Raw genomic sequence first — 26,704 nt, forward strand, 5'->3', positions numbered from 1 at the left:
GGAGTGCGTTAGTCCACGTGCTCTCAGACCAGTGCCGGCGTCTCGTTCTGCGGCGTGACGCTGTCGAGGAACTCTTCGGTGACCGGGGTCCCGGCTCCGCCGATGGAGTTGGGCGACAGGGGGTTCATCGCTTGCAGGACAGGCAGGTGATCACCCCAGCACAGCGTCAGCCCGGCCCATGGCGCGCGTGACTCTGGCTTCTCTTCGGTGCGCAAGGCGCACACCACGGTCAGCAGCGGAGCATCGGTGGTGCCGGTGAGCTCGAGGACCGTCCAGCGCTCCGGCAGTGGGGCACTCCAGATACTTCCGAGCGTGTTGGGCAGATCGTCGTTCACCGTGGCGCGGTAGGCGGCCAGGTATCCGTGATTGTCGGCGACGGCGCGGGAGCCCTCTTTGACTTCCTCCGGCAGCGGCGTGCCGGGGTTCTCGGCGGCATTGACCTGCCACCCCAGTTCGCGTAGGTGATCGGAGAGCCGGCGTCCCACGATATCGGCGGTCTCGCGCAACGGGATTCGGGATGAACGTGCCTGCAATGCCGCGAGGTTGTCCGCTGCGCTCAGAGTCAGGCTCACCCAGGTCTTGTTCTCGGTGCCGGCGATACCGACTGTGGTCACCCGGATTGATGAGCAACGTACGCCGTAGCGATCCAGGTATCCGGATAGGAGCCCGAGCGGTATCTCCTCATCAGATGCGGGTGCCGTGAGTTCGAGTGCCACTGTGGTGCGTGCGTCGACGCCCGCCGCGACAATCTGAGCGGTGTTCGCGGAGGACCGGCCAGAGATTCTGCGGGTCAGCAGTTTGGTGAATCGTCCGAGAATGTCAGTGAGGAAGGTGCCACGCCACCACACCAGCAGCACCAGTGCCAGCACCCCGGCGGTGATGGCGATCCAGCGGTCGGCGGGGTCACGGCGGTAGAGGGCGAACGCACCCGCCGCGACCAGCGTCGCCACCAGGGTCAACCGCAGCGTGCGCGGCACCGGGGGGCGATATAGCTTCACGTTCTTACTCACTCGTGTTCTCCTGTCTGCGACGTGCACTGAGCCCGGCGACGACGATCACCGCGATCAGGCATACACCGGCGCCCAGGAAGGCGAGCTGCCGGGGAAGGGGGTTTTCCGGGGTGGGTGGGGGCGGGGGAACGACGGCGCGGGCGCTGGGGCCTGCGGGAGCAGTTCCGTCTGCGGGGACGTCCCAGGTGAGCGCGGCCACCGGATCGACGGTTCCCGCTCCCACAAGGTTGGACGGAGAACGGCCCGCGTCACGAGCGGTCCGTTGCAGCCGCGAGACGACCTGGCTCGCGGTGAGTTCCGGGAATCGGCTGCGCACCAGCGCCGCGACACCCGAGACGTAGGCCGTCGCATAACTGGTCCCAAAGAGGGGGTGTGCCTTGCCGTCCTGGCCGACCATTCCGTTGGCCAACCCGCCTTGTTCGTCGTTGGACAGCGACGTCGCGTTCTCGCCATTTGCCGCGATGCCCACCCAGGGGCCGGGCATCGTGAATTTCGAGGGTGCGCCGTCCGCGGACACCGACCCGACGGACAGTACATACGGCTGCCACCAGGAGGGAACCGAAACAGATTCCACCCCAGTCCAATTCCTCGGATCATTACCTGAACCGCTGAGTGGATTCGCCTGGCAGTTGGCGCCCCCACCGCTGGTGTTGCCGGCCGCTGCGATGACGACAGCGTCTTTCTCCTCGACGGCGTAACGCAACGCCGCGCCGAGTGCGGCCTGGTCGATGGGCTTGGCGGCCGGAACACAGACAACCGAGGAAATGTTGATGATGCGTGCGCCGAGGTTCGCGGCATGCACGATGGACCGCGCCAGAGTGCTGACAAAGTGGGTGGCGCCGTTCGTGCTGGGATCACCCCCGGTGATTCGCGGAGAGAACTTGGAGGAGTCCTGGCGAATCGAGATCAGCTTGGATGCCGGCGCGATGCCCGAGAAGCCATCTGGGCCGGGCTGGCCGCCGATGATTCCCGCGACCATGGTTCCGTGTCCGTCGCAGTCGGTCAGTCCATTGGTCGACTGAACGTAGTCACCTCCGCCTTCGACACGCAGCCGCGCGCTGGGCTGCACGCCGGTGTCAATGATGGCGACGCTCTGGCCCTCCCCGCGAGAGAAGCGCCACGCCTCCTCGAACTCCGGGGACGGTTTTCCGCTTGTGCCGGTACCCGGCGTTAACACGGTGGTGGTGCACGCGGCGGACTGCATACCGGCTGTTGCGCTGGGGGCCGAATCTCGAGGCAGCGCGGCGGGATCCGCCTCCGGGCGTGTCACCGCGTACGCGGCCGGTGCTGTCATAGGAGACAGCGCCAGCAGCATCGCGGCGACGGCGCCCACAGACATGAAACGGATCATCGGTTGAGAATCCAGCTGAACAGTCCGGTGAGGTATGCGATGACCGGCAGCAGTGAGGCATCGATGCCCGAGGCGAGGAATCCCAGGAGACGCCGGCTGGGCAGTGAGTAGCTTTCTGCCTCACCGATCTTCGGGTTGAACACCACCACCGTGAGCGCGGCGACCAAGAACGCCAGCACCCCGAGCGCAGCCAGTGCACCGGTGTAACGGCCCGCCAGGGCGAAGATCACCAGTAGCGCGGAGGTCACCACGAAGGGCACCGCCAGCAGCCAGGCCTTGCATACCGCCGAATCCCAGACACGGGCGCGCAGTGCCGCTCCGGCGCTCACCGCGACCACCAGGTACCAGGCCCACGGGTTCGCCTGTGCCGAACCGCCGACCAGGGCCAGCGATCCCAGGATGGCCAGAAGCGAAGCGCCCGCGATGAATCCGCTTTGATGTGAGTCACTCAGCTGAACGCGTCGCGGAAGGTCCTTGAGCACCGACATCGCCGGAGCGGAGGGGGTCGGGTCTCCGGGTGCGGGAATGGTGGGCAGCGGGAAGCGAGCGGCGAAGGCCGACAGCTGTGCGGCACGCACGGTGACCAGCAGCCCCACCACGATCAGGCCGCAGCCCACTGCGAGCAGCGACGGGTGCCACAGGATTTGGGCACCAGCGGCACCGGCGATACCGATGGACAGCACCGTGGTGGCGGTGAAGAAGGCGATCTGCTGGCGCGCCACGATCAGGTAGATCAGCGACCATGCGGCGACCCCGGCGGCGCCCAGGAGGGCGCGCGGCGCCAGGGCATCTCCGGGGATGGCAAGGGCGAGTGCACCGGCGATGGGAGCCAGGGCGATGATCGCCAGCTCCGCGCCCAGGCGAGGCGACCGGATGTGTGCCACCAGCGCCCCGATCGCGGTGGCAACCGCCACCACTGCCAGTCCGGCAAGGCTCAACGTGGAGCCGGTGCGAATGTTGTGAACGATCGCCAGAACCGTTGCCGCCACGATCAATCCGAGGACACCCACGCGGGTGACACGGGCAATGTGCTCGGCACCCCACGGGCGCTTACGTGATTCGGAGAAGATGACGGCCGCATCCGCGATGTCCTCGACGATGCCGGGTGCGGCGGGTCCCGCGGGAGTCGGACGCAGCGTCAGCAGGTCACCGTCGACGACTCCCACGGTGTCCAGGGTCGCGTCGGCACTGAACGGCGCGCCATTCACCGGGGCCAGGCTCAGCTGCTGAGGAGTGGCCTCGGTGGCGTCTGGGGCCACCAACCGGTGAACTGCGGGAATGATGTCGCGCATCGGCAGCTGGGTCGGCAAGGCGACCTCGGTCAGCTTTTCTTCACCGAGCACGGCTACCCGGACGATGGGCATCACGGCGTTGTCAGACATGGTGTTTCGTTTGACTCTCTCGATAGGGGGGTGGAGCACACTAGGGAACTAATAGAGGGAAAGCATCAGTCGAAGTCTCGGGTCAACCGCGCCTCCGGGAACCAGTGCCCGTCCGGGAGCGTGGCCATCAATTGCTCGACGGCCACCGCGATCGCGAAGGGGGTTCCGGGTGCGAAGGTCGACAGCCAGGTGCCGTCGCTCGCGCGGTGCGGGCTGACGAGGATGCGTCCAGCGCTGGTGTCGACCACGCTGATACCCACCTCGGAAGTCTGTTGGGTTGCGTTATCACGTTGTCCGGCGACTACTTCGACATAGTTTCGGTTTCCGATGAACGCTGATTCCACCACAGCCTGTGCGGTGGGGGGGACGCCCAGGTATCCCATGACCTCGGCCAGTGAGGCGCCGGAACGCAGCTGCTCATCGGCCTTGGCGCCCACGTGGGTGGGCAGTGTGAATTCGGGGAACCGTGCGGGTGCGCGCCAGCGCAGTCCGGCGACCACACTGGGGACAAGCGCCGAAGGGTCGTCGGCGTCGACCGCGGTGAAGGTGATCAGATGGGCATTGCGCAGTGAGACCACGGTCTGCGCGCGACCCTGCGATTGCTTATGCGCGATGATGCCGCGCATCACGTCCGGATTCTCCGAACCTGCCGCGACGTAACGCAGTTCGAGCCAGCGGTCGGGGCGGCACACGGTGCGGATCCATCCCGCCACGGCAGGATCCACCGCACCGTCGGCGCTGAGCACACCGGCACGGGTGAGTTCCTGGACGCGCTGAGCATTGAAGCCGGCGCGCTGTGCCTCATCCCGGAAGGGGACCGTGATCGCCAGCACCCAGGGAAAGGTGCCGGCGCTCAAGGTGTCCGCGAGGAACCAGGCCTGGTCGACCGTCAGCTCGACAGCGTCCGGCGACCGGGTGGCCTGGTTCATCGCACGATCAGGTGCTGGAGCACCAAGGGCGTTTATGCGCCCCACTTGGCTCCTTCGGCCATGTCGCGGGCGTTCATGGACAAGGTGTTGGTTTCGTGGGTGGTGCCCATGGCGCGGTAGGCGCGAATGAGTTCTTCCATGGCGGTGTTCCACTGGGCCTGCCAGGCGGCTTGGCTCATGGAGGTGTCACCGTGCCAGGCTGCCTGCAGGGAGGCCTGCTGGGCGGCCAGATCGGCACCCAGGGCGGTCAGCACACCGGAGTAGGTGTTCATCTCGCCGGCGTGGGCCAGCATGGCGGGGTAGTTGAAAGTGATCTGCGACATCTGCTGTGTTCCCTTCCTTGTGCGTGTGTGGGTTAGACGCCGATGTAGCGGCTGGCGGCGGCGGCGTCTTCGGCCACGTAGGTGGCTGCGGCATCGCCGAGGTTGAGCTGGGCGATATCGAGCAGGGCGTTGACCTTGGCGGCGACCTCCACGAACCGGGCGTGGGCGGCCTGGAACGCCACCGAGGACTCTCCGACGTGGAAGGCCTGGGCCGACATCGCGGCCTGCTCGGCCTGTGAAATCGTCGAACGCATCAAAGCGGTCTTGGCACCAAACGTGCCCTCCGCAGCGATCAACGCCGGAATGTGTGCATCAAGCAAACTCATATTCATCTCCTCAATCGTGTTGTGTTGTCGGTGATTTCTGGTTGTTCGTGGCCGCTCAGCTGTGAGGCCCCCCTTCGGAGCTGTCCTGGGGATCCACGTTCGCGTCGGTACCCCAGGTGGTGGGCAGCATCGGGGCAGTACGCGAACCGTCGATGGCGTCGGCCGATGTTTCGCGTTCGATCAGACCGGCCGCACTGGTGCTCGAGGTACTCCGGGACACCGTCCCGGAAAAGCCGAGCTGGCCCGTGCCGCGAGAAGAAGCCCCCACGCCCGCGGGCTGACGCGCTGCCGGTTCCGAAAAGTCCGGGTCCACTGTGGAATTCATGTCCATGAACTGCGGGGCCGGATCTTTGATCCGCGCGCCACGCTTGCGGCGGGCGCGTGAACGCGCCGACGCCGCCGCGGCGGCCGCCGCAGAAATCCCCGCCGCCGGTGCCTTGGCACCCGCGCCTTCATTCAATGTCGGCCCAAAGCGCGCAGCCGGCGGATCCTCCTGTGCCGCGTACACCATGTAGGCAGGAGTCACCGCCGCGACAGCAGGCGAAGCCGGTGTCGCGGGGGCGGACGGTGCACCCGTACCGCTGGTAATTGCTGTGCCGCCGCTTCCGGGCATTCCGCCCATCGCAAACGGCTGCTGCTGAGGTGAGTTGCGCACGACCTGTGCTGGTTGCGGCGCGGGTTCCTCCCCGGGTACGTCGGCGTCGACCGGAACCGGGTTGATCAACTGCGCCAGTCCGATCAGGAGCAGGGGAAGCCACAGCGGAGCCGACAGCATGACGCCCCAGAAGGTGAACCCGAAGGGGATGAAGAACGCCTCGTACGCGATGAAGAACAACAGCGGACCCCACGCCACGAGCGCTTCGAGTGGGTTGCGCAGGAAGTCCTGCAAGATCCTTTGCAAGGTGCCGAGCGGGTCGGTGAAGAACTCCTGAATCTGCCGCATCAGCTTCTCGAAGAAGCTCTCGCTGTCGTCCAGCGCGGTGCCGGATTCGGCAGCCTGCGCCTGCGCGGCCAGGCCCGACATGTCGGCCATCCGTGACGTCACCTCGCCGCCCGGAGCCATGATCATCGGCGCGGGTGTCGTCGGCGCGACCGAAGCCACAGCGGCCGTGGAAACCCCTTGGTAGACGCCCATGGTGGTGGCGGCCTGGACCCACATCCGGATGTAGTCGGCCTCATTGAGCGCGATCGGAATGGTGTTGATACCCAGGAAATTGGTGGCCAGCAGCACGCCGTGAATCATGTGGTTGGCCGCCAGCTCGGCCAGCGTCGGCATCGCGGCCAGCGCCGTCGTGTAGGCGGCGGCACTGGTTTCGTGCAGCACGGCATTGGTGGCGCTCAGCGCGCTCTGCTGGGTCAGCCAGGCCAGATACGGTGCGTGGCTGACGACGTACTGGGTGGCGCTGGGCCCCTGCCAGGGCCCGGCGTTGGTAGCAGCGAGCAGCTGCGTCAACTCCGTTGCGGCAGTGGTGTATTGCACCGAGAGTGCTTGCCATTGCGCGGCTGCCGCCAACAGTGCTCCCGGCCCGGGTCCAGCGCTCAGTAGCGCCGAGTGGACCTCGGGCGGGAAAGCCATCCAGATGGGGGCGGACACGGAATCTAGCCTCGCGCGATCATGTACGTCGCCGCGGCCTGCATATCGCCGGTGGTGTAGCTGGCCGCGGACTCCGAAACACCCAGCCCGGCCCGGCCCAGCTCCTCAACAGCCAGCGCGGCCACACCGGTGTGTTCCACACCGCGGGCACTAAAACCGGCCGCGGTCTCCAACGACACCGGATCGGCCGCCGGCGGCACCACCGCACCGATCACCGGGGCGGCAGCAGCATGTGCGGCAGCCAGACGCACGGTCAGCGCCTCCACCGCGGCACTAGTGGCAAGCAGACCTTCCGGAATGACATTCAGATTCATCGTGGGTACTCCCTTCCTTGAGCAGCATGCTCACTGACGAATGGATTAACGGTCTGTACATACGTCGGGACATCGTTATCTGACAACAGAACGCCGCGGCCCGCAGGCAGACGCTCGAAGCGATGTCCACGGATACGGCCGCCGTCTTGCGGGCTACCGCTGAACATCAGGGTGTTGGCCTGCAGTTCGTGGAAACGGCGCAACATGGGGTTGGTCATCAGTATGTGACCGGAACCGGTGGCCCGCGCGGTGATGATCACCCGCAGACCGAGCTCGCGAGCCTCGGCGAGCAGGCCCGTGATCGGGTTCCAGGGACGCTGCCCGATGTATGGACCGCTGACGGCTGGCGCATCGGGAATCTGGTCGACGTCGTCGATGATGAGGTAGTGCCGCTGTGCGGTCACTCCGCGTGACACCCAGTTGTGCAGTTCCTCGGGGGACAGTCCGGCAGGTGGCCGGCGCTTCTCCAGGAGGGCACCGAGGCCCATCATCGCCGGGGTGATCCGGTCGATGTTGGGGGTGTACTCGTTGTCGGGGAACAGCGGCTCATCGACGAGGTGCAGACGCCGGTCCAGGACCGTGAACGCCACCTCGTTGGGTGTCGAGTGTTCGCGGACCGTACGGATGATGTGCCGCAACAGTGTCGTCTTGCCCGATCCGGTATCGCCCAACACCATCAGGAGCGGGTTGTGGGCGAAGTCGAGAGCCACTGGCGCCAGATCCTGCTCGCGCTGTCCGATGACCACCTGCTCACGTCCTGGGTACAGCGGGCCGATGGCGTCCGGTGCCAGGTCTGCCGGCAGTAGACGGACGGCAGGAGCCTTGGCGCCGGGGTAGTTGGCGTTGACCGATTCCACGTCCTTGGCGTCGGACGCCGCGAACAGGAAATGCTCGGCTTGCATGGTCAGGCCGCGTCCCGGCTGATCGTGCGGCACGCTCTCGGCGGGGCGGCGCAGCGCACCGGGTACCCGCACGTTGCTGTCTGCCGAGTCGTGCAGCTTGAGTTCCAGACGTAGCCCGAGAGCATCGCGCATCGCGAGCGGCACCTCGATCCAGTTCGGTGTCGTGATCACGACGTGGATGCCGTACGACAGCCCAGCATTGGCCAGCTCGGTAAGGCGGGCCAGCAGCGGATTCCGGGTGTTGAACTGATCGGTGTTGTCCCGGCTGAACGCGTACAGGTTGTCCACGACCAGGAACGTCTCGCCGTACCCGTCGTCCAGTGTGCGATCGCTGTCACGCAGCGTGCGCAGTTGACTCACCGAGGCGATGCCGCGGTCGCGGAACAGACGCTGGCGATAGGCCAGAAGCTGCTCCAGCTCACCGAAGGTGCGCCGGATGCGTTCGGGCTCCAGGGCACTGGCGACGCTGCCGACATGTGCCAGTCCTTCGAGCGCGTGCAATTGGCCGCCGCCGTAGTCGATGCAGTAGAACGTGACATCGCGGGGGGAGTGCGACGCGGCCGCCGACAGCATGAACGTCTGCAGAGCAGTCGATTTCCCGGACTTCGGGCCGCCGTGAATGATCACGTTTCCGGCCGCTGATGTCGCGTCGAAGATCAGCGGATCGCGACGCATCTGGAACGGCTTGTCGATCTCGCCGAGCGGCCAGCGCAGCTGGCGTGCCGGAATCCCGGTCTCGCTCAACACACTTGCCAACGGGATCGCGGTATCCAGGGGCGGCAGCCACAGCTCCGGTGCACGTGGACCCACCTTGGCCAGCTGGTCGCCGACGGTGGAGATCAGCTTGCGTGCCGGTTGTTGTGGCTGGTCGGATCCACCCTTGACGATCACCGTGGTCGGATCGGTGGCCACCGGCAGCGCCGTGAATGGCTTGGGCTGCGGCGTGGCGTGGATCTCGATGGTAGTGGTCCTGGATGGCGGCTCGTAAACGCCGTCGACGTAGGTGCTGCGGAACTTGATGGGCACCGCCCCGGGGGCGGGTACCAGGAAACCAACGCCCTTGTGGTCCTTGCCCGATTCGATGTGATACGCGTCCTCGGTTCCGATGATCTGCCGAGATGCGCTGGGGCTGGCCACCTTCAGACCAATGCGGTACGACGTGTTCTTGTCGATGTCCTTGATCTTGCCGACGTCGAGGGTCTGTGACGCGAACAGGATGTGGATGCGGAACGAGCGTCCCTTGCGCGCGACGTAGTCGAACAGTTCGGCGTACTCCGGATGATCCTGGAGCATCAAGGTGAATTCGTCGGCCACCACGAACAGCGTGGGGATGGGCGGCAGGTCGTGCCCGGCCGCGATCGCCTCCTCGTACTCGCGGACCGAGTTGAAGGCACTGCCCTGCACATCGCGACCGGCCTGCTTGAGCAGGTTCTCGCGCCGGGCAACCTCGCCACGCAACGTGTCGGCGAAACGATCTGCCAGAGAGCGCTTCTCGGCCATGTTCGAGATCACGGCGACGACCTGTGGGAAGTCGCGGAAGATGTCCGCTCCCGCCTCACCCTTGAAGTCCGCGTAGATCACGATGAGGCGGTCGGCCGAATGTGTTGTCAGGAGTGACAACAGAATCGACATCAGGCTCTGGGACTTACCGGAGCCGGTCATGCCGATCATCAGTCCGTGCGGCCCCATGCCGCCCTCGGCCTCGTCCTTGAGGTCGAACATCAGCGGCTCGCCGGAGGAGGTCACGCCGATCGGCACCCGAAGCTCCTCGTCACGCGTACGCGGCGACCACAGGGCAGGCACATCCAGCTGGGACGCGTCTTCGATACCGAGCAGCGAGGTAAAGGTCGCACCACCGGTGGCGGCCGATCGAAGGCCCGGATGCGTCGGATTGGAATCCCAACGGGAGAGCCGCCGGGACACGTGCGATGCGGTTCCGATCGTGAGCTGATCGGCCTCGTCGATGTATGGCTGCCAGTCGTTGCCATTCCACCGGGTGATTCGTGCGCTCACGCCGTTCCGATTGACCTGTAGCACAGGACGTTCCGGGTTGAGGTACTCCGGAAGCTTGGTAGCGCCGTCGCTTCCGTCCACCCGCTGAATGACGGTGACGCCGTCCAGCCCGGTTGCCGGAATCGGTGAGTTCACGCCGTTCAGGTCGTAGGCCGGGTCGTCGAGGATGATCAGCAGATGCTTGTGGGCGCCGGATTCGGCCCCGAACAGCGCGCGCTCGGACAGCACCGGCTTCAGTGCCTCGAACAGCTCGGCACCTGTGCGGCGCAGGTAGCGTGCCGGGCCAACGCCGTCGACCTCGCCGCTGATATCCACGTGGGGAAGCCATTTGAGCCACGACCAGTCGCTGTCTTCGACACCCGGGCCGGCCATCGCCACGGTCAGCAGCGTCGGGTCATGGAAGGTGGCTGCCTGAGTCACCCAGGATCGGATCGAGGCGCGGGCGATGTCGTCATCGCCGAGCACCGTGATGCGCGAAACCTTGTTCAGGTCGATGCCCAGTGGTGCGCTGCGCACCGTGCGCTGGGTGTCCAGTAGTCCGCGTAACGCACTGTGGCTCACCGGCTCCAGATCGATCTCGTCGGCGATGTCCTTGACGCGTACCGGACTGGCCAGGGGGAGATCGTGACGCCCGGCGCGTACCACCAGGTAGTCGTCATCTCCGGGGTCACGCTCCCACTGGCGGCGGGTGCCGGGAACAGTGGTGAGCTCTTCGGGATCCGGGTGCGACCATTCCAGCGCCTTGCGCTGCTGTGTGGCGTGGGTGCGCAGATTTTCACGAATCACCGACAGGTACCGCAGGTAATCGGCGCGCTCGGCGTCGACCTCTTCGGTGCGGACCTTGTCACCGCCTCCGCGGTACAACGCGGTGGCGGCCAGCAGGAGCACGAACGGGAAGAACAGCGTCTGCGGGGAGATGAGTCGGATCCCGGAGGCGACCAGAGCGACCACCATGCCGACGATCAGGATCACGATCACGACCGGCATGGCGCGGCGCAGGAACGACGGCGGAATCACCCGAGGCAGTTGTGGTGGTGCCTCCACGGTCACCGTGGCATCGGGTATCGCGGGAGGCGCTACACGCCGATGGGGTTCGAAAATGAGACGGCTCAACGGGACTCCTGTGCCTGAGCAGATGGGTTGTCGGTCTGGATGCGCGTGGCGGGCCGATCGCTCGGGGCCAGGCTGTCGTGCGCGAGCAGGGCATCGGCACGTGAGAGCGATGGCCCGGAGGCGAACAGATTCAAAATCGACGAGGGGATGGTGAGTGCGGGCTTGTGCAGGCCGAGTGCCTCGAGGGTCTTGTCACCCTCGGCCTCGGTATCGATGCCGTAACGCACACCGGTATCGGATATCCACTGGTACCCGCCGCCACCGCCGGGCTGCACCAGGTATCCGATGCCGGGGGTGATGGCGACCCGTGTCGGGGTGGCCGCGGAGGAGATCAGCTGCACGGTGTGCACCGAGTCAGAAAGGGGCAGAACCGAACCCGCAAGCAGCGACCACGAATCTGAGGAAGCGTCGGCCGTCCTGGTGAACCGCGAGCAAAGCACCGGATCCTCGTTGGCGGCCAGCGGCTTGATGGCGGCGCTGGGGAACACCCTGGTGTCGATCGCCGAGGATGTCGGCAAGTGCGCCGTCTGGTCGGCGGTCAGCCGCGGTGGCTGTTCCAGACCGTATGAGTTCGCGTTGCGCAGCACCGATGCGATCACCGGTGAAATCTGTTGCACACCATCGGCCAGCACCGCGTAGTACACCGGAGTGTTGTCAGTGGAGGAGCTCACCAGCACCGAGCCGATGGGTGCCGCAACAGGCAGCGGGTAGGCGGTCGGCGTCCCGGCTCCCTGGATGGGGGGAACCACGAGTGCCGGAGCCTCGGGAATGGCGTTGAGCAGGCGGGTCGTCACGGGGCGTACGGCCGGCGGCGCGGTGAGGCCCAGAGCGCTCGTGACGGCGACATCGCCGAGGTTGAGCGCGCTGCGCTTCCCGTCCCACAGCAGCCAGGTGCCCGCGTCAGAGGACACCACCGCGGCACGGTCGCGGGGGAGGTCGAAGGCCTTGTCCCCGCTGGTGTCCAAGGCTCCCGCGATCACGGTTACCGCGCGCGTTTCGGTTGACTCGCACACCGCCCAGGCGGCATCGGTGCTCTTGGCCTGCACCATGCGCTCCGGTGCACCCGGAATACCGATCAGGTTTCCGCGCGGAAACTGGTCGAGCTGAGTGCTTTTGACCATTGTGGGGTCCACCGACTTGCCCGCAATGAGACGGGCCGAGGTGAGGTTGAGCACCGGGTGCAGGTTGTCACCGACCCGGACATAGAGCGCCGCGGTCGACCGGTCGGCCAGCACCGGATCGGTACCGGCGATACCGGAGGGGCGCAGGAGGCTGAAGACGAAGCACCCGACAAGTCCGGTGACGACGATGACGGCGCCCATGCTGAATGCGCGGGATTGGGTACGCAGCGGATCAACAAGCATCCGGGCGTCGTGTAGCGCGACACCAGAGGCTATGCGCCGCATAACAAATCGCCATCCGGTGACTTGATGCCCGGTGACGAACCCGCGACGGTACTTCAGCGGCTCGGGGTTCTCGCTGGCCGGAGTGCGTGATGCGAAGGCCCGGCGCTCGGAGTTCGCGTTGCTGTCTCGGTTATCGCTCATTTCTGGACCGACGCCCCGGGAGCCGACAGCCCGAGGCCGGCGACGATGGCCTCCACCGATGCCTGCACGTCCTCGACGGTGACCGTCATGAGGTCGTCATCGCTGAATTCTTCGGCGCCTGAGTTGTCAAGGCGGTGTTCACGTTCCTCCTCGGAGCGTTCCACGACGTTACGGACGAATCGACCGTTACCGGCGACGTCGATGCTGCGGCGTGCGATGCCGCGGGTATCGGGAGCCTCTGCGGCACACATCGCCGAGAAGGCAGTGAGTAGCGCCTCAGCGGCGCCCTCGTCGAACTTGCTGTCGCGCACGGATGCCATGGCCGATGCGATTTCGACGAGTTCTGGTGGTGCGTACGAAGGAAATTCGATGGACCGCGTGAAACGGGAGCGCAGACCTTCGTTGGTGTCGAGGAACTGGTCCAGCTCGGCGCGGTATCCGGCGACGATCACGACCAGACGGTCGCGGTCGTTTTCCATGCGGGCCAGCAGGGTGTCGATGGCAACGAGACCGAAGTCATTCTTGGCGCCGGTAGATACCAACGCGTACGCCTCATCGAGGAACAGCACGCCGTCGAGCGCGCTGTCGATGACGGCGTTGGTTTTGGCTTCGGTCTCACCGATGTGCTGACCGATGAGGTCGGCACGGTGCACCTCGCGGACGTTCTCGCGCTTGAGAAGGCCCAAGCCGCAATAGATCTTGGCGACCACACGGGCGATGGTGGTCTTGCCGGTGCCGGGAGGGCCCGCGAACACCAGGTGGTGGGTGCGGTGGCCAACGGCAAGTCCGCGGTCCTGGCGCCGCAGTGCCATCGCCACGGAGCTCTTGAGTCGTGAGACCTGGTCTTTCACCTGCTCCAGGCCGATGAATTCGCTGAGCTGTTGCTCGGCCTCGGCCAGCAGGATCGCCTTGCGCTCGTGAGCCTCAGGATCGATGAAATCCTCTTCGGTGGGCTCGGTTTCGGGATCCCAGGGATCGGTACGGGCAGCGATGCGCGCGGCGGTCGTGGTGTGCAGACCCACACTTGGATCGGTGAGCGCATGCTCGATCTCGGTGTTCTCCGGATTGGCCGCGTACAGATCCTGGAGCACCTCGGTCGCGGTCTCTTCGTCACCGTGGTGGCGCAGGTTGAGCGCCTTGGCCAGCGCGCCGTCGGTGGCTGCCACTTCGATGGGACCACTGGGGTCTTCGAGGTAGGAGAGGGCGGGATTGACCATGCCGAGCTTGGCGAGGGCAATCCCCAGGGTGATCCGTACGGCGTGGGACGTGGTGGGGTCCAAGGACGCATCGGTGACAACGGGGGTCAGCAGCGTGACGACGTCGGACCAACGCTCGGCCCGGTTCTGCATGGCGACAGCGGCCCAGCGGGCGTTGAACCATCCGGGGCGCCGCTCGGTCACGGTGTTGATCAGCTCGGCAGCTTTGACGTAGTCGCCCTTGTCCACGAGGGCCGCCGCGTAGGCGAGGTGATAGTCGTCGGGTCCGCTGGCACGGAACTCGAGGTAGAGCCCGGTGTCGTAGAGGAAGGTGAGGTCGCCCGGGTGCAGGTTCACCGCATGCTGAAGATGCCCAGCGGTGGCCACGGTCTCGGAGATCGCTTCGAGCACGTCGACGGTGGCGCCCCCGGAGGCCGCCAGGCCGACCCAGACATCACAGTGATCCTGAGCCGTCCGGCACAGCGACGTGAAGCCGTAGCGCGCTGCTGGCAAATCTGCAGGACGCCGCCTGTCATTAACGGACAGACCAAGCGCACGGCAACAGGTTGCGAATCGGCTCTCTAGTTCCGGGTCGATGCGGGCTGACGGATTCACCGCCGGCGCCGCACGGTCCAGCTGGCCAACTCGTTCACGAATATCCACTTACAGCCCTTCACCCGATCGACACGCTCGCTGACTGGAGTAGTCGGGTCGCGAACGTGAATAGTTCCTCGCCTCTATGTCCGGAGCAGCTGGCAAACTTGAAGCACATCGCCCACCCTCGGCACCGCCGCTCCATTTTTGGTAGCGGTGATCACTTCGGTGTTCTAACCCATCAGAAATGAACACTGGTGTGACTGTCGCCACAACCGGGCGTTCGAGTTGATTAACTCGTTCGCGAGTGCTCATCCATCGCCTTTGTTCATGGCACCGTTGCCTGCTCGGCAAGAGATTAGCATTCCCTTACCTAAGTGTCGATGGCTAACCCTAGCCCTGTGCAGGTCAAGATGGTTAGGCTAGCCTAAACTAAAAGCGCACTCAGCGAATCGAGGAGGGTGTAATGCCGAGCACAGTGACGCAACCGACACGTGGATGGCAGGGCGCGGTTCTCAAATTGTTCCGGGCCGGCGATTTCCAGCTAACAGTGACCGGCCGGCGCGAGCTGACCGATAATTATGTGAGGCTCAGCTTCTCCGCGGGCGGCCTGCTGCAGGACCGAGACGTTCATCCGACCATGTGGATCCGGTTGTGGTTCTCGGACGGGGAGAAGTTGCACCAGCGTGGATACACGCTGGTCAACCCGGATCCGCAGGCCGATACCGTCGATATCGAATTCGCACTGCACGACGGGATGGCGGCGCGTTGGGCGCAGGCAGCCCGGGTAGGCGACACCATCGAGGCCACGGTGTTGGGCAGCCACTTCGAACTGCCGGTTCCGGCTCCGCGCGGATACGTCATCGTCGGCGACACCGCGTCCCTGCCCGCGATCAACTCCCTGCTGGAAGCCATCGGAGACAGCCCGGCCACGGTTTTCCTGGAGGCCGCGCACGAGAGCGACAAGACGCTGCCGGTGAATGGGAATGCGGTCTGGGTAGATCGCCGTGGCGACCGATCACTGGTCCAGGTGGTGCGTGAGGCGGCTTTCGATGCCCCCGACTTCTTCGGATGGGTGGCGTGCGACACCCGGACCACGCGCGAGGTGGCGCAAGTTCTCAAGGATCACTACGGCATTCCGCGTAGGGCGATGAAAGCCCAGGCCTACTGGATGGCCTGAGGGAACGGTGCCGCCGAAACGGGTCGATCGGCTCTAGGAGGCGAGCCGCAGGCGCGGCATTTGCCGACCCGCGGCAGCATCCAGAATCGTGGTGACGGTGCCGAAGCGGTCGGTCGCGCGCCGGCACAGCTCGCGTAGCTGGCGCGGGTCGGTGGCGTCGGCGGCGATGGCCATGACCTCATCTGCGCCATAGCCGTGCAGCATCCTCGTCAGATCGGTGGCGTGCCTGCCGCAGATGACCACACGGTGCCCGTTGCGCACCAGTATCCGCACAATTTCACGCCCGCTCGGGTCGTCGGCGTTGAGGACGACGACAACATCGGGGCCGGGGGTCGTGTCGATCTGCATATCCTTATTGAGCCAGCGGTTCCTGGATTTCGGGTGTGAGCGCCATGTGGATTGGTTGGATGACCTCCGCTGTTGATTCCATTCACGCCGAGTCCGCCGCGGATCAGGCCCTTGTGCGCTGCCGGTAGGACTGCGCCAGCTCCTGCAGCCCCTCCGCCGACTCTTCGCCCCAGGATTTCAGCATCGCGCGATTGGCCAGCACCACGTCGCGGGTGGCGGTGATCCGCTGGGACTCGTATTCGGCCAGACCGCGTGCGGGATCGTCGCGGAATTCGGACAGTGCCTGTGCCAGCGAACGGGCGTCGACCACGGCCTGCGATCCGCCATTGGCCCCCAACGGATACATGGGATGGGCGGCATCGCCCAGCAGGGTGACGTGGCCCTGGCCCCAATGGGTCAGCGGGTCACGGTCGACCATCGGGTATTCGACGATGCGCTCGGTAGCGCGAACCATTCGGTCGAGGTTCAGCCAACCAAAGTCCCAGCCCGGGAAGTGATCCAGCACCTCATCGGGGGTGACGGGGTCGTTCCAGCGCGCCCCGGCCGGTAGTTCGCCGGAGGGATCGGTGCGTGCCAGGGCTACCCAGTTCACAGTGCGGTCGCTGATTGGGTAGGCGATGAGTTCGTGGTCGGTGTCGTCGTGGGCGGCGATCATGGCCTTCCCGGTCAGGAAGGGGCCGACATCGGAGGCGCCGCGCCACATCCGCACGCCTGACCAGCGCAACGGATTGACCGGATGCAGCTGTGTGCGTATCACCGAGTTCACGCCGTCGGCACCGATCAAGACGGTGCCGGTGATGTCCCGGCCAGTGGTGCGCACGCGGACTCGGTCTCCGTCGCTTTCGAATCCAAGAACTGGGTTGCCGGTCTGAACTGCTTGGGGGCCAATGCGTTCCCTTACGGCATTGAGAAGCATGAGTTGCAACTGGCCGCGGTGCACAGAGATCTGTGGATGGAGGTAGTCGCCCGCCAGGCCCCGTGGTTCGGTGTAGAGGACGGTGCCGCGCTTGTCGCAGAATCTGATCTCTGTGGTGGCGATGCCCATACCCATCAACCGCGCACCCAAGCCCAGTTCGGTGAGCACACCCACCGCGTGCGGAAGCATGTTGATGCCCACACCCAACGGCTTGATTTCACGTGCGCCCTCGAGCACCTTCACCTCAAACCCGTTGGCGTGCAAGGCTAACGCTGAGGTGAGTCCACCGATGCCGGCTCCTGCGATCACGACTGATGTCTTGTTTGTGCTCATGTACTCCAGCATTGGATGGCTTCTTGCAGAAGTCCAAGATCTATTAGTTGCTAAATCTATAATCAAGTCTTATGGAGATTCATCAGCTGCGCTACCTGCTGGCGGTCGCGGACGCATCGAGTTTCACGAAAGCTGCCGCCGCAATGCATGTCGCCCAGCCGGGTGTGAGCGCTCAAATCCGGCTTCTGGAGCGCGAACTGGGGCAGGATTTGTTTGATCGATCGGGGCGTCGGGTACGCCTTACCGATGCGGGGGAGGCGGTGATTCCCTATGCGAGAGCCGCTCTCGCTGCGGTTGCCGGGGTGCGTGAGGCGGCAGACGAGATTGGCGGACTCCTCCGCGGGCATATCGCGTTCGGCACCGTGACGTCCCATGGCGCAGACCTATCACCGCTGCTCTCGGCGTTCCATCGTGATCACCCGGCCATCACCATCACCCTCACCGAGGCGGGGCGCGAGGACCTTGTTGCCGGGTTGCGCGATGGCATTCTGGACGGGGCCATTGTGGCGCTGGGGGCGCAGCAACCTGAGGGGCTGGGATTACAGGTCATCGACGATCAGCCCTTGGTGGCGGCGGTCGCGGCCGATGACCCGTGGGCGAAACGGCGCACGGTCACGCTGGAGAGGCTCTGTGAACGCACCCTGATCTGCCTGCCCACCGGCAGTGGCGTGCGGTCGATCCTGGAAACCGCGTGTCGATCGGCAGGCCTCACGCCGAATGTGGCTTTTGAAGCGAGCTCACCGCGAGCGTTGGTAAGCCTTGTTGAGCAGGGACTCGGAGTGGCGGTGGTACCTGCCCCGTACGTCCGGGGTCGGCAAGGGGTAGTGGCATCGGATATCCGGCCCGCGCTGCGTGGTCGACTTGCACTGGCCTGGCGCCTCGGCGGTCCAGCCGGCCCCGCAGCGCGGGTCTTCCTGGAGCGGGCCCGCGCCGCTCTCTGACTGGCCGTTCCGATCACTCTGAATCCAATCCGGCGCCGCGCACGTCGGTGGCGCAATGGTGCACACGCGACCGTCCGTTGCAGGTAGAGGCGGGTAGGAACCGGCGCATTGAAGCCGACCTGACAGATATCGAATTCATCCGCCAGATGGCCATTGAGCTGGCCTTTAGCGTGTGGGCGAGGTTGTCTCACGTCAGGAGGACTGGTGGCCGCTGCCGAGCCCACGCCATTGCGCCGCCCGCGTGCCGATCAGGCGCGACTGGTGGCCGATGTGTTGCGTCATCAGATCCATGCCGGTGCATACGCCGACGGCGGCCTACCGAGCGAGCACGACCTGGCCGCGGAGTTCTTCGTTTCGCGCAACACGGTCCGCGAGGCGCTGACCACGCTGAAAGAAGAAGGCCTCATCGAGCGGGGTCCGCGTACCGGTACCCACGTGGCGCTGCGCAAGTACGAGCACGGACTGGACGCGCTGCTGGGTCTGAAAGAGACATTCAAGGGATACGGCGAGGTCTGGAACGAGGTTCGCGTCATTCAGGAGGTGAACGCGCCTCCTGCGGTCGCGCACAGGTTGCGCCTTGATCCCGGTGCGCGGGTCATTTTCATCGAGAGGTTGCGATACCTCGGAGATTTACCGCTGAGCCTGGACAAGACCTACCTGACCTCGGATGTGGGGGAGGCGGTCATCGAGCACCAGCTCGAGAGCAATGACGTCTTCGCCCTGATCGAGCGCGTCACCGGGCGCAGGTTGGGATCGGCCAACTTGGCGCTGGAGGCAGTCTCGGCGGATTCGCATTCGGCCGCGACGTTGCAGGTTCCCGATAACGCGCCGTTGCTGCTTCTGGAACGGCTGACCCACCTCGACGACGGGACCCCCGTCGACCTCGAGTACATCCGAATGCGCGGTGATCGAATCACATTGCGCAGCAATCTATTAAGGGATATCTGAGGCTTCTCATGACTTTGGTCAACAATCGTATCGACGTTCCGGTCACCATCGACGAGTCGCTGTGCATCGAAGGCTGCACGTTGTGTGTCGATATCTGCCCCCTGGACTCACTGGCCATCAATCCCGAAAACGGCAAGGCATTCATGCATGTCGATGAGTGCTGGTACTGCGGACCGTGCGCGGCCCGCTGTCCCACCGGTGCGGTCACCGTCAACATGCCCTACCTCATCCGTTAAGTCAGGACAGCTCATGAAGAGAACAGCCCTTCTCTGCACACTTCTTCTCACCCTCGTCACCGGCTGCTCGCTGGATTCCGGGTCCGGCTCCGCCAATGAGGTGACAGTCGTCGTCGGATATCAGTCAAAGACCATCAACACCGTGACCGCGGGCACGCTACTGCGGGCCCAGGGCTATCTCGAGAAGAGGCTCGCAGAGGCCGGATCGCGCACCGGGACCAAGTACACGGTGCAGTGGCAGGATTACGACACCGGAGCACCGATCACCGCGCAGATGCTCGCCGAGAAGATCGACATCGGCTCGATGGGCGATTATCCGCTGCTGATCAACGGATCCAAGACCCAGGCCAACGAGAAGGCACGTACCGAACTCGTGTCGATCACCGGTTACAACGCCAAGGGTGCGCTCAACATGGTTGTAGTGCAACCGAATTCACCGATCACGACGCTGCCCGAACTGAAGGGAAAGAAGGTGTCCGCCAGTGTCGGCTCGGCGGGTCACGGCACATTGGTGCGTGCGCTGCGCAACGAGGGTCTCGACCCCACCGGGGATGTCGAGGTGTTGAACCAGCAGCCACAGGTCGGTGCCTCTGCGCTGGAATCCGGTCAGGTGCAGGCGTTGTCACAGTTCGTGGCGTGGCCGGGTCTGCTGGTCTTCCAGAAGAAGGCCAAGCTGCTCTATGACGGTGCCGAGCTCGACGTCCCCACCTTCCATGGGGTGGTGGTGCGCCGTGACTACGCCAAGCAGCATCCCGAGGTGTTGGACGCCTTCCTGCAGGCTCAGCTCGACGCAACCGATTTCATCCACCAGAAGTCTCTCGAGGCGGCGCGGCTCGTAGCCGAGGGCAGCGGCCTGCCTCAAGAGGTGGTGTACCTCTACAACGGGCCCGGTGGCACATCGTTCGATACCACCCTCAAACCCTCGCTCATCGAGGCCTTTAAAAGCGATGTGCCCTACCTGAAATCGATCGGTGACTTCGCCGATCTGGACATCGATCAGTTCGTGCAGGATGGGCCGCTACGCCAGGCCTACATGACGCGCGCCAAGAACTACGAAACCGAACTTGCGGCCAAGGTCAATCCGCTGGTGCTACAACCGGCCGCCGGGGCAGATCCGGGCCAAGCGGCCGAAATCTGGTTCGACGGTAAGGATTCCACGCAGGTGTATGCGACGGCGCAGGAGCTGTTGAAGGCCGTCAACGCAGCGAACGCGTCCGGCCAAAAGATTCGCGCCGCCTATGTCTCAGATGCCGAGCTGGGTACGCGGTGGTTCGCCGATCATGCCTGGTGGGTCCGGGACGTGGCCGGGCTGCATCCGTTCACCACAAACGCGGGTGCCACCCGGTACATCTCCACCCATCCCGGCGCGACGCCCTTGGATTACGCACAGGCTCTGGCGGCGGCATCATGAGCAGCCTGCCCATCGTGGACGCGCGTCCGCGCGCGGTCGCCCTCACGCCCGCCGGTGACCGGATCGGCGAGGCCGCGAGTACCCGTCGGCAGGGTTCGCGATACCTGGCCTGGGGTATCCGGGCGTCGTCCGTGGCTGCGGCGGTACTGCTCTGGCAACTCTTGACGGTCAACAAGGTGCGTTTCGGGCTGCGATTCGACACTCTTCCCACGGTCACCGAGATCGTCTCGGCCCTCGCTAAACGTATTGGGACCGAGCAGTATTGGCTGGACCTTGGTCAGTCCACCATTCGGATTCTTACCGGGTTCGGCCTGGCGGCGGTCTTCGGCGTCATCACCGGAATCTGGCTAGGGCGATCTCCGCTGTTCGCGAATATCGTCGGCCCGCTCACCGAGTTGGCTCGCCCGATTCCGGCGATCGCGATCGTGCCGGTGGCCATCCTGCTCTTTCCCAGTGATGAGGCGGGGATCGTGTTCATCACCTTTCTCGCGGCCTACTTTCCCATCATGGTGAGCACGCGGCACGCCGTGCGTGCCCTGCCCACGCTGTGGGAGGAGTCGGTCCGCACCCTGGGCGGCAGCCGCTGGGATGTGCTGCTCCGGGTGGTGCTGCCCGGCAGCCTTCCGGGAGTCTTCGGTGGTCTCTCGGTCGGCATCGGCGTCGCATGGATATGCGTGATCTCCGCCGAAATGATCTCGGGTCGTTTGGGAGTCGGGTACCGAACGTGGCAGTCATACACGGTGTTGGCATATCCCGATGTGTTCGTCGGGATCATCACCATCGGCGTTCTCGGATTCCTGACATCGGCGGCCGTCGAGCTGGTCGGTCGCCGGGTGACACGGTGGTTACCCCGCGCCGAGGAGGCGCGCTCATGAGCGCCTCCACCCTCGTCCTCGACGGCGTCACCCTCGGATACGGCGGCCGCACCGTCGTGAACCGTCTGAGCCTGACCGTGCGTCCCGCGGAAATTCTTGTCCTGACCGGGCCTTCGGGTTGTGGCAAGTCCACCGTGCTGCGCGCCCTAGCCGGGCTGCTCGCACCCGACTCGGGCACCATTCACGCCGACGGCGAGAAGGTTGTCACCACCTCCCGGCACCGTGCCATGGTGTTCCAGGACAACGCGTTGTTGCCCTGGCGCACGGTGCAATCGAACGTGGAGCTGGCCCTCAAGCTGGGCGGTGTGTCTCGTGCGGGGCGGCGCCAGGCGGCGCAGACCTGGATCGATGACGTCGGTTTGACGGGCTTTGAGGACTACCTGCCCAAGAGCCTCTCGGGTGGCATGCGTCAACGTGTTCAGTTGGCCCGCGGTCTGGCGGGTGCTCCGCGTGCGGTCATGATGGACGAGCCCTTCGGAGCACTCGACGCCCAGACTCGCGCCAGCATGCAACGCCTGCTGATCGATACCTGGCGCAGCCATCCCACCACGGTGGTGTTCGTGACACACGATGTGGACGAGGCACTGTTACTCGGCGACCGAATCGCCGTCCTGGGCCGCGCCGGTCAGCCGCTGCGTGCGCTGCTGGACGTTCCTTATCCCCGTGAGGCCGATAGTGATCGGAGTGCGCTGCGCGCCGAAATCCTGGCCGCACTGAACCATACGGAGCTTGTCGCCTGATGCAGATCCCCGAAATTGACAGTGCTATCCGGCTGGACTGCGATGTCCTGGTCATCGGCGGTGGAACCGCCGGAACCATGGCGGCGCTGACCGCGGCCGAGAACGGCGCCCAGGTGATTCTTCTCGAGAAGGCGCATGTGCGGCACTCCGGTGCGCTGGCGATGGGTATGGATGGCGTGAACAACGCCGTTATCCCCGGCAAGGCCGATCCGGAGGACTACGTCGCGGAGATCACCCGTGCCAACGACGGCATCGTGAACCAGCGCACCGTGTACCAAACGGCGACACGCGGTTTCGCGATGGTGCAGCGCCTCGAGCGTTACGGGGTCAAGTTCGAGAAGGACGAACACGGTGAGTACGCCGTACGGCGCGTGCATCGATCGGGCTCCTATGTATTGCCGATGCCCGAGGGTAAGGACGTCAAGAAGGCGTTGTACCGCGTGCTGCGGCAGAAGTCGATGCGAGAGAAGATTCGCATCGAGAACCGCGTCATGCCGGTGCGGGTACTCACCGATGAAGGCAGAGCTGTCGGCGCCGCGGGTTTCAACACCCGCACCGGTGAGTTCGTCACGGTCGGCGCGAAAGCGGTGATCCTGGCGACGGGGCCGTGTGGCCGCCTGGGTCTGCCCGCCTCCGGTTACCTGTACGGCACATATGAGAACCCGACCAACGCGGGGGACGGGTACGCAATGGCGTACCACGCCGGGGCAGAGCTGTCGGGCATCGAGTGCTTCCAGATCAATCCGCTCATCAAGGATTACAACGGTCCGGCCTGTGCGTATGTGGCCAACCCATTCGGCGGCTATCAGGTCAATGCCCAGGGAGAGCGCTTCGTCGACTCCGATTATTGGTCCGGCCAGATGATGTCCGAGGTCAAGAACGAAATCGAGTCTGCACGCGGTCCCATCTATCTCAAGGTGACTCACCTGCCGGATGAAACGTTGTCGGCGCTGGAGAGCATCTTGCATACCACCGAGCGGCCGACCCGCGGCACCTTCCACGCCAACCGCGGGCATGACTACCGCACTCATGACATCGAGATGCATATTTCCGAGATCGGTTTGTGTAGTGGTCATTCGGCGTCGGGCGTGTGGGTGGATGAGCATGCGCGCACCACGGTGCCGGGCCTGTACGCGGCCGGAGACCTGGCCTGCGTGCCGCATAACTACATGATCGGCGCCTTTGTATACGGCGATCTCGCCGGTGAGCATGCGGCCTCGACGCTGTCGAAAACTCCTGTACCGCTGGAGTTCCCCGTTGATCAAGTCAAGGAGGCGCATGAGCTGATCTACCGGCCGTTACGCCACCCGGACGGACCTCCGCAGCCCCAGGTCGAGTACAAGCTTCGCCGCTTCGTCAACGACTATGTGGCTCCGCCGAAGACGGCGGCCAAGTTGTCACTGGCGGTGCAGACATTTGAGCGAATGGCCGACGAGGTGGGTCAGATCGGCGCGCGTACCCCGCATGAGCTGATGCGGGCGGCCGAGGTGTCGTTCATCAGGGACTGCGCCGAGATGGCGGCACGCTCGTCGTTGACTCGTACCGAATCACGGTGGGGCCTCTACCACGACAGGGCAGACCTGCCGGATCGTGACGACGAGAATTGGCGTTATCACCTCAACCTGCGTAAGACCGCCGACGGCGCCATGGATTTCGTGAAACGTCCCGTCGCACCGTATTTCGTCCCGGTTCCGGGTCTCGACGACCTGCCGTCGGGGGAGACCGATCCGATCCCGGTGCATCAGCCCGAATTGCTGGGCGGGAAAGCGCCCGCCGCCCGGATCTCGAATGTGATCGCCGCCGAGGCCGAGCAGCCGCCGTCACCGCGGATCGCCGCGGTGTTGTCCTTGGAAGCTCCCACCCTCGAGGAGCTGCTGCAGTACCTCGTCGACGACGATCCGGGCGTGCGCCGAACCGCCATCGCCTCGCTCACCGAGCACATCCCCACGGGTTACGAGGGGGCCCTGTTGAATGCGTTGGGGGACAGCGATGTGTCCGTGCGTCGCACCGCCGCGGACGGAGTGCGCGAGCTCGTCGAGGTGCTCGAGGATCCCGCCGCGATTGGCGATCATGTCAGCGCATCCGACCCCTTGGTGCGCAGTACCGCGCTGTATGTGGCGAGTGCGCGGAAGGTCGGCGATCCAGCCGCTTACATCGCGTCGGTGCGCGACTCAGATCACCGGGTCCGAATCGAGGCCGTGCGTGCCCTGGTGTCTGTGGACGACGCCGTGTCGATCGCCACCGCTGCCGAGGATGAGAACCGCGAGGTGCGGATTGCCGTGGCCAACGGACTTGCGAAGTTGGCTGCCGGTAGCGCGACGGTGCAGGTGCTGGTGCACGATCGCGACCCCTTGGTACGGGCCGCTGCGCTGACGGCTGTCGGTGCGCTGGGCGTCGACGACCAGATCATCGATGCCGTGCAGGAGGCGCTGAAGGCTCCGGCCTGGCAGATCCGTCAGGGTGCGGTGCGCGCCTTGGCCGGAGCGGATCCGGCGCAGGCCGTGCGGCCGTTGGCGCACGCGCTGGACGATCCACATCTGGATGTGCGTAAGTCGGCCGTGTTGAGCCTGAGCCAGTGGGCCTCCACGGAGCCCGCCGTTCGCGATGCGCTGACCGGTGCGTTGCAAGATGGCGACGCTGACGTGAGAGCCTATGCGCGACAAGCACTTGCGGCCGGCTGACAGGAGCGTCGAAGAACACTGGATTGGGCTTGGCAACGTGGCGGAGGTCATGTTACGGGCGGGTACCAGGGCCACTTAGCATAGGCTAGGCTTACTCAGGTGTCGAAGATGAGTACGGTCGTAGATTCCGGTATCGGCGCCCAGACCTGGGTTTCTGTGCAGGAGGGGCTGCCGGACGGTTTCGCGCCGGCCGACCTCGCCAGCGTTCTCGCGCAGGAAATCCCCGAGCGCAACGGCGACGAGTATCTGATTTACGAACGTGACGGTGAGTGGGTGCTCGCCATCGGTGCCCGCGCCTCCGTCGAACTCGACAGCGACGGACTGCGCATCATCCGTGACGGGGCTGTGGAGCAGCGCGGTTGGTCGGGCCATCCCGGCGCCGCCCTGGAACAAGCCGTGAATGAGATCTCCGACGGCGTGCACCGCGTCTTCGGGTGGGTTGCGTTCGAGTTCGGCACGTACCGCTTTGGCCTGCAGCACCGGTTGACCCCCGGCACGCCGATGGCGCGGGTCTTCGCCCCGCGCGCGGAGGTCGTGATTACCGGTGACGGAGTGTCGGTCTGTGAAGAGAGCTATGTCGACGAGATTCGGCGGGTGCTCGATCAGGGTGCTCCGCCAGCGCCGGCGCCGGCATCGATCGACCTGATTCCGGACCCATCCGATTACCGTGGTCGCGTAGGAATCGCTACTGCCGAGATCCGATCGGGCCTCTACCACAAGGTAATTCTGTCGCGGCGTGTGGAAGTTCCGTTCGCTATGGACTTCCCGTCCACTTACCGTCTCGGTCGTCACAACAACACGCCGGTGCGTTCGTTCCTACTGCGGCTCGGCGGCATTCGTGCCCTCGGATACAGCCCTGAACTTGTGGCCGCCGTGGAAGCCGACGGTACCGTGATCACTCAACCGCTTGCCGGGACCCGGGCATTCGGCCGGGGAGAGGACGCCGATCGGGTAGCGCGTGACGACCTGGAATCGAATGCCAAAGAGATTGTGGAGCACGCGATTTCCGTGCGCAGCTCACTCGCCGAACTCGGTGAGGTGGCCGAAACGGGCAGCACGAAGGTGACGGACTTCATGACCGTGCGTGAGCGCGGCAGCGTGCAGCATCTGGGATCGACCGTCAGCGGAGAGCTGAGCGCCGGGATGACCCGGATGGATGCGCTGGAGGCACTCTTCCCCGCCGTCACCGCCTCGGGTATCCCCAAGGCGGAGGGTGTCGATGCCATCCTTCGGCTCGACGATCATCCGCGTGGCCTCTACTCCGGCGCGGTGCTGATGATGTCTCCCGATGGCGGACTGGATGCGGCGCTGACGCTACGCGCGGCCTACGAGCAGGACGGGCAGGCCTGGCTGCGTGCGGGCGCGGGCATCATCGAGGCCTCGACCCCCGACCGCGAGTTTGAAGAGACCTGTGAAAAGCTCGGAAGCATTGCGCCTTACGTGGTTCAGCGCGAGGGGTAATCGACTGCCACCGGTCGCGCTGGACTTAGCCTGGCCCTCA

At 65.1% G+C, this 26,704-nt stretch carries 22 protein-coding genes; 9 read left to right on the forward strand and 13 right to left on the reverse strand.

The window, feature by feature from the left end; genetic code table 11:
- Window positions 1-23 precede the first annotated feature (23 nt).
- From eccE to eccA, 11 genes are all read right to left on the reverse strand, one after another.
- Complete coding sequence (gene eccE, locus BB28_RS10925; RefSeq protein WP_046253527.1) at window positions 24-977, reverse strand: type VII secretion protein EccE; 954 nt, start codon at window positions 975-977, stop codon at window positions 24-26.
- 25 nt (window positions 978-1,002) lie between these two features.
- Entirely contained in the window at window positions 1,003-2,361 is a 1,359-nt protein-coding gene (gene mycP, locus BB28_RS10930) for a type VII secretion-associated serine protease mycosin (protein ID WP_064393455.1), read from the reverse strand.
- A complete protein-coding gene (gene eccD, locus BB28_RS10935) occupies window positions 2,358-3,743 on the reverse strand; it encodes a type VII secretion integral membrane protein EccD (RefSeq protein ID WP_046253530.1) in 1,386 nt (461 codons plus the stop codon). The genes mycP and eccD overlap by 4 nt, the downstream gene beginning before the upstream one ends.
- 65 nt (window positions 3,744-3,808) lie before the next feature.
- Window positions 3,809-4,672 (reverse strand): ESX secretion-associated protein EspG, encoded by an 864-nt coding sequence (locus BB28_RS10940; RefSeq protein ID WP_046253531.1) that lies wholly within the window; start codon window positions 4,670-4,672, stop codon window positions 3,809-3,811.
- 32 nt (window positions 4,673-4,704) lie between these two features.
- A complete protein-coding gene (locus BB28_RS10945) occupies window positions 4,705-4,995 on the reverse strand; it encodes a WXG100 family type VII secretion target (RefSeq protein WP_030095673.1) in 291 nt (96 codons plus the stop codon).
- A 32-nt stretch (window positions 4,996-5,027) separates the two neighbouring features.
- Window positions 5,028-5,321, reverse strand: a complete 294-nt coding sequence (locus tag BB28_RS10950) for a hypothetical protein (RefSeq protein ID WP_030095674.1) — start codon at window positions 5,319-5,321, stop codon at window positions 5,028-5,030.
- Window positions 5,322-5,376: 55 nt separating this feature from the next.
- Complete coding sequence (locus tag BB28_RS10955) at window positions 5,377-6,915, reverse strand: PPE family protein (RefSeq protein WP_046253532.1); 1,539 nt, start codon at window positions 6,913-6,915, stop codon at window positions 5,377-5,379.
- Window positions 6,916-6,920: 5 nt separating this feature from the next.
- Window positions 6,921-7,229, reverse strand: a complete 309-nt coding sequence (locus BB28_RS10960) for a PE family protein (RefSeq protein ID WP_046253533.1) — start codon at window positions 7,227-7,229, stop codon at window positions 6,921-6,923.
- Window positions 7,226-11,257, reverse strand: a complete 4,032-nt coding sequence (locus BB28_RS10965) for a type VII secretion protein EccC (protein ID WP_046253534.1) — start codon at window positions 11,255-11,257, stop codon at window positions 7,226-7,228. The genes BB28_RS10960 and BB28_RS10965 overlap by 4 nt, the downstream gene beginning before the upstream one ends.
- Entirely contained in the window at window positions 11,254-12,804 is a 1,551-nt protein-coding gene (gene eccB, locus BB28_RS10970; RefSeq protein ID WP_046253535.1) for a type VII secretion protein EccB, read from the reverse strand. Before eccB ends, BB28_RS10965 begins: the two co-directional genes overlap by 4 nt.
- On the reverse strand, window positions 12,801-14,663 hold the full coding sequence (eccA, locus tag BB28_RS10975; protein ID WP_081252250.1) for a type VII secretion AAA-ATPase EccA: 1,863 nt from the start codon (window positions 14,661-14,663) through the stop codon (window positions 12,801-12,803). The genes eccB and eccA overlap by 4 nt, the downstream gene beginning before the upstream one ends.
- Window positions 14,664-15,060: 397 nt before the next feature.
- On the opposite strand from eccA, the gene BB28_RS10980 reads away from it, so the two are divergent.
- The gene (locus BB28_RS10980) at window positions 15,061-15,774 is read left to right on the forward strand and encodes a siderophore-interacting protein (RefSeq protein ID WP_046253536.1); all 714 of its coding nucleotides are present in this window, start codon (window positions 15,061-15,063) and stop codon (window positions 15,772-15,774) included.
- A gap of 33 nt (window positions 15,775-15,807) precedes the next feature.
- Here BB28_RS10980 and BB28_RS10985 read toward each other — a convergent pair whose 3' ends face one another.
- Together BB28_RS10985 and BB28_RS10990 are read right to left on the reverse strand one after the other, a co-directional pair.
- A complete protein-coding gene (locus BB28_RS10985) occupies window positions 15,808-16,122 on the reverse strand; it encodes an SDR family NAD(P)-dependent oxidoreductase (RefSeq protein ID WP_046253537.1) in 315 nt (104 codons plus the stop codon).
- A 103-nt stretch (window positions 16,123-16,225) separates the two neighbouring features.
- Window positions 16,226-17,383: an FAD-dependent monooxygenase gene (locus tag BB28_RS10990; RefSeq protein ID WP_046253538.1), complete on the reverse strand. Its 1,158-nt coding sequence runs from the start codon at window positions 17,381-17,383 to the stop codon at window positions 16,226-16,228.
- A 59-nt stretch (window positions 17,384-17,442) separates the two neighbouring features.
- Between BB28_RS10990 and BB28_RS10995 the strand changes: the two genes are divergently transcribed.
- The 8 genes from BB28_RS10995 (at window position 17,443) to BB28_RS11030 (ending at window position 26,664) form a co-directional block, all read left to right on the forward strand.
- Window positions 17,443-18,312, forward strand: a complete 870-nt coding sequence (locus BB28_RS10995; protein ID WP_046253539.1) for a LysR family transcriptional regulator — start codon at window positions 17,443-17,445, stop codon at window positions 18,310-18,312.
- Window positions 18,313-18,516: 204 nt separating this feature from the next.
- A complete protein-coding gene (locus BB28_RS11000) occupies window positions 18,517-19,260 on the forward strand; it encodes a GntR family transcriptional regulator (RefSeq protein ID WP_046253540.1) in 744 nt (247 codons plus the stop codon).
- A gap of 8 nt (window positions 19,261-19,268) precedes the next feature.
- Window positions 19,269-19,496 (forward strand): 4Fe-4S dicluster domain-containing protein, encoded by a 228-nt coding sequence (locus tag BB28_RS11005; RefSeq protein ID WP_030095683.1) that lies wholly within the window; start codon window positions 19,269-19,271, stop codon window positions 19,494-19,496.
- A gap of 13 nt (window positions 19,497-19,509) precedes the next feature.
- Complete coding sequence (locus tag BB28_RS11010) at window positions 19,510-20,907, forward strand: ABC transporter substrate-binding protein (RefSeq protein ID WP_046253541.1); 1,398 nt, start codon at window positions 19,510-19,512, stop codon at window positions 20,905-20,907.
- The gene (locus BB28_RS11015) at window positions 20,904-21,782 is read left to right on the forward strand and encodes an ABC transporter permease (RefSeq protein ID WP_046253542.1); all 879 of its coding nucleotides are present in this window, start codon (window positions 20,904-20,906) and stop codon (window positions 21,780-21,782) included. Before BB28_RS11010 ends, BB28_RS11015 begins: the two co-directional genes overlap by 4 nt.
- Window positions 21,779-22,522, forward strand: coding sequence for an ABC transporter ATP-binding protein (locus BB28_RS11020; RefSeq protein ID WP_046253543.1), 744 nt, complete (start codon window positions 21,779-21,781; stop codon window positions 22,520-22,522). Before BB28_RS11015 ends, BB28_RS11020 begins: the two co-directional genes overlap by 4 nt.
- Window positions 22,522-25,203 carry a fumarate reductase/succinate dehydrogenase flavoprotein subunit gene (locus BB28_RS11025; RefSeq protein WP_046253544.1) on the forward strand — a complete coding sequence of 894 codons (2,682 nt, stop codon included), beginning with the start codon at window positions 22,522-22,524 and terminating at the stop codon, window positions 25,201-25,203. Before BB28_RS11020 ends, BB28_RS11025 begins: the two co-directional genes overlap by 1 nt.
- 108 nt (window positions 25,204-25,311) lie before the next feature.
- Complete coding sequence (locus BB28_RS11030; RefSeq protein WP_191985251.1) at window positions 25,312-26,664, forward strand: salicylate synthase; 1,353 nt, start codon at window positions 25,312-25,314, stop codon at window positions 26,662-26,664.
- The last annotated feature ends 40 nt before the right edge of the window (window positions 26,665-26,704 follow it).

The sequence above is a fragment of the Mycobacteroides chelonae CCUG 47445 genome, from assembly GCF_001632805.1.
Lineage (GTDB): Bacteria > Actinomycetota > Actinomycetes > Mycobacteriales > Mycobacteriaceae > Mycobacterium > Mycobacterium chelonae.

What these genes read in the sequence shown, in the direction of transcription:
- mycP (WP_064393455.1), bottom strand. Translation starts at nt 2,361, where the DNA reads ATGATCCGTTTCATGTCTGTGGGCGCCGTCGCCGCGATGCTGCTGGCG.
- eccD (WP_046253530.1), bottom strand. Translation starts at nt 3,743, where the DNA reads ATGTCTGACAACGCCGTGATGCCCATCGTCCGGGTAGCCGTGCTCGGT.
- BB28_RS10940 (WP_046253531.1), bottom strand. Translation starts at nt 4,672, where the DNA reads ATGAACCAGGCCACCCGGTCGCCGGACGCTGTCGAGCTGACGGTCGAC.
- BB28_RS10945 (WP_030095673.1), bottom strand. Translation starts at nt 4,995, where the DNA reads ATGTCGCAGATCACTTTCAACTACCCCGCCATGCTGGCCCACGCCGGC.
- BB28_RS10950 (WP_030095674.1), bottom strand. Translation starts at nt 5,321, where the DNA reads ATGAGTTTGCTTGATGCACACATTCCGGCGTTGATCGCTGCGGAGGGC.
- BB28_RS10960 (WP_046253533.1), bottom strand. Translation starts at nt 7,229, where the DNA reads ATGAATCTGAATGTCATTCCGGAAGGTCTGCTTGCCACTAGTGCCGCG.
- eccB (WP_046253535.1), bottom strand. Translation starts at nt 12,804, where the DNA reads ATGAGCGATAACCGAGACAGCAACGCGAACTCCGAGCGCCGGGCCTTC.
- BB28_RS10980 (WP_046253536.1), top strand. Translation starts at nt 15,061, where the DNA reads ATGCCGAGCACAGTGACGCAACCGACACGTGGATGGCAGGGCGCGGTT.
- BB28_RS10985 (WP_046253537.1), bottom strand. Translation starts at nt 16,122, where the DNA reads ATGCAGATCGACACGACCCCCGGCCCCGATGTTGTCGTCGTCCTCAAC.
- BB28_RS10990 (WP_046253538.1), bottom strand. Translation starts at nt 17,383, where the DNA reads ATGCTGGAGTACATGAGCACAAACAAGACATCAGTCGTGATCGCAGGA.
- BB28_RS10995 (WP_046253539.1), top strand. Translation starts at nt 17,443, where the DNA reads ATGGAGATTCATCAGCTGCGCTACCTGCTGGCGGTCGCGGACGCATCG.
- BB28_RS11005 (WP_030095683.1), top strand. Translation starts at nt 19,269, where the DNA reads ATGACTTTGGTCAACAATCGTATCGACGTTCCGGTCACCATCGACGAG.
- BB28_RS11010 (WP_046253541.1), top strand. Translation starts at nt 19,510, where the DNA reads ATGAAGAGAACAGCCCTTCTCTGCACACTTCTTCTCACCCTCGTCACC.
- BB28_RS11015 (WP_046253542.1), top strand. Translation starts at nt 20,904, where the DNA reads ATGAGCAGCCTGCCCATCGTGGACGCGCGTCCGCGCGCGGTCGCCCTC.
- BB28_RS11020 (WP_046253543.1), top strand. Translation starts at nt 21,779, where the DNA reads ATGAGCGCCTCCACCCTCGTCCTCGACGGCGTCACCCTCGGATACGGC.
- BB28_RS11025 (WP_046253544.1), top strand. Translation starts at nt 22,522, where the DNA reads ATGCAGATCCCCGAAATTGACAGTGCTATCCGGCTGGACTGCGATGTC.
- BB28_RS11030 (WP_191985251.1), top strand. Translation starts at nt 25,312, where the DNA reads ATGAGTACGGTCGTAGATTCCGGTATCGGCGCCCAGACCTGGGTTTCT.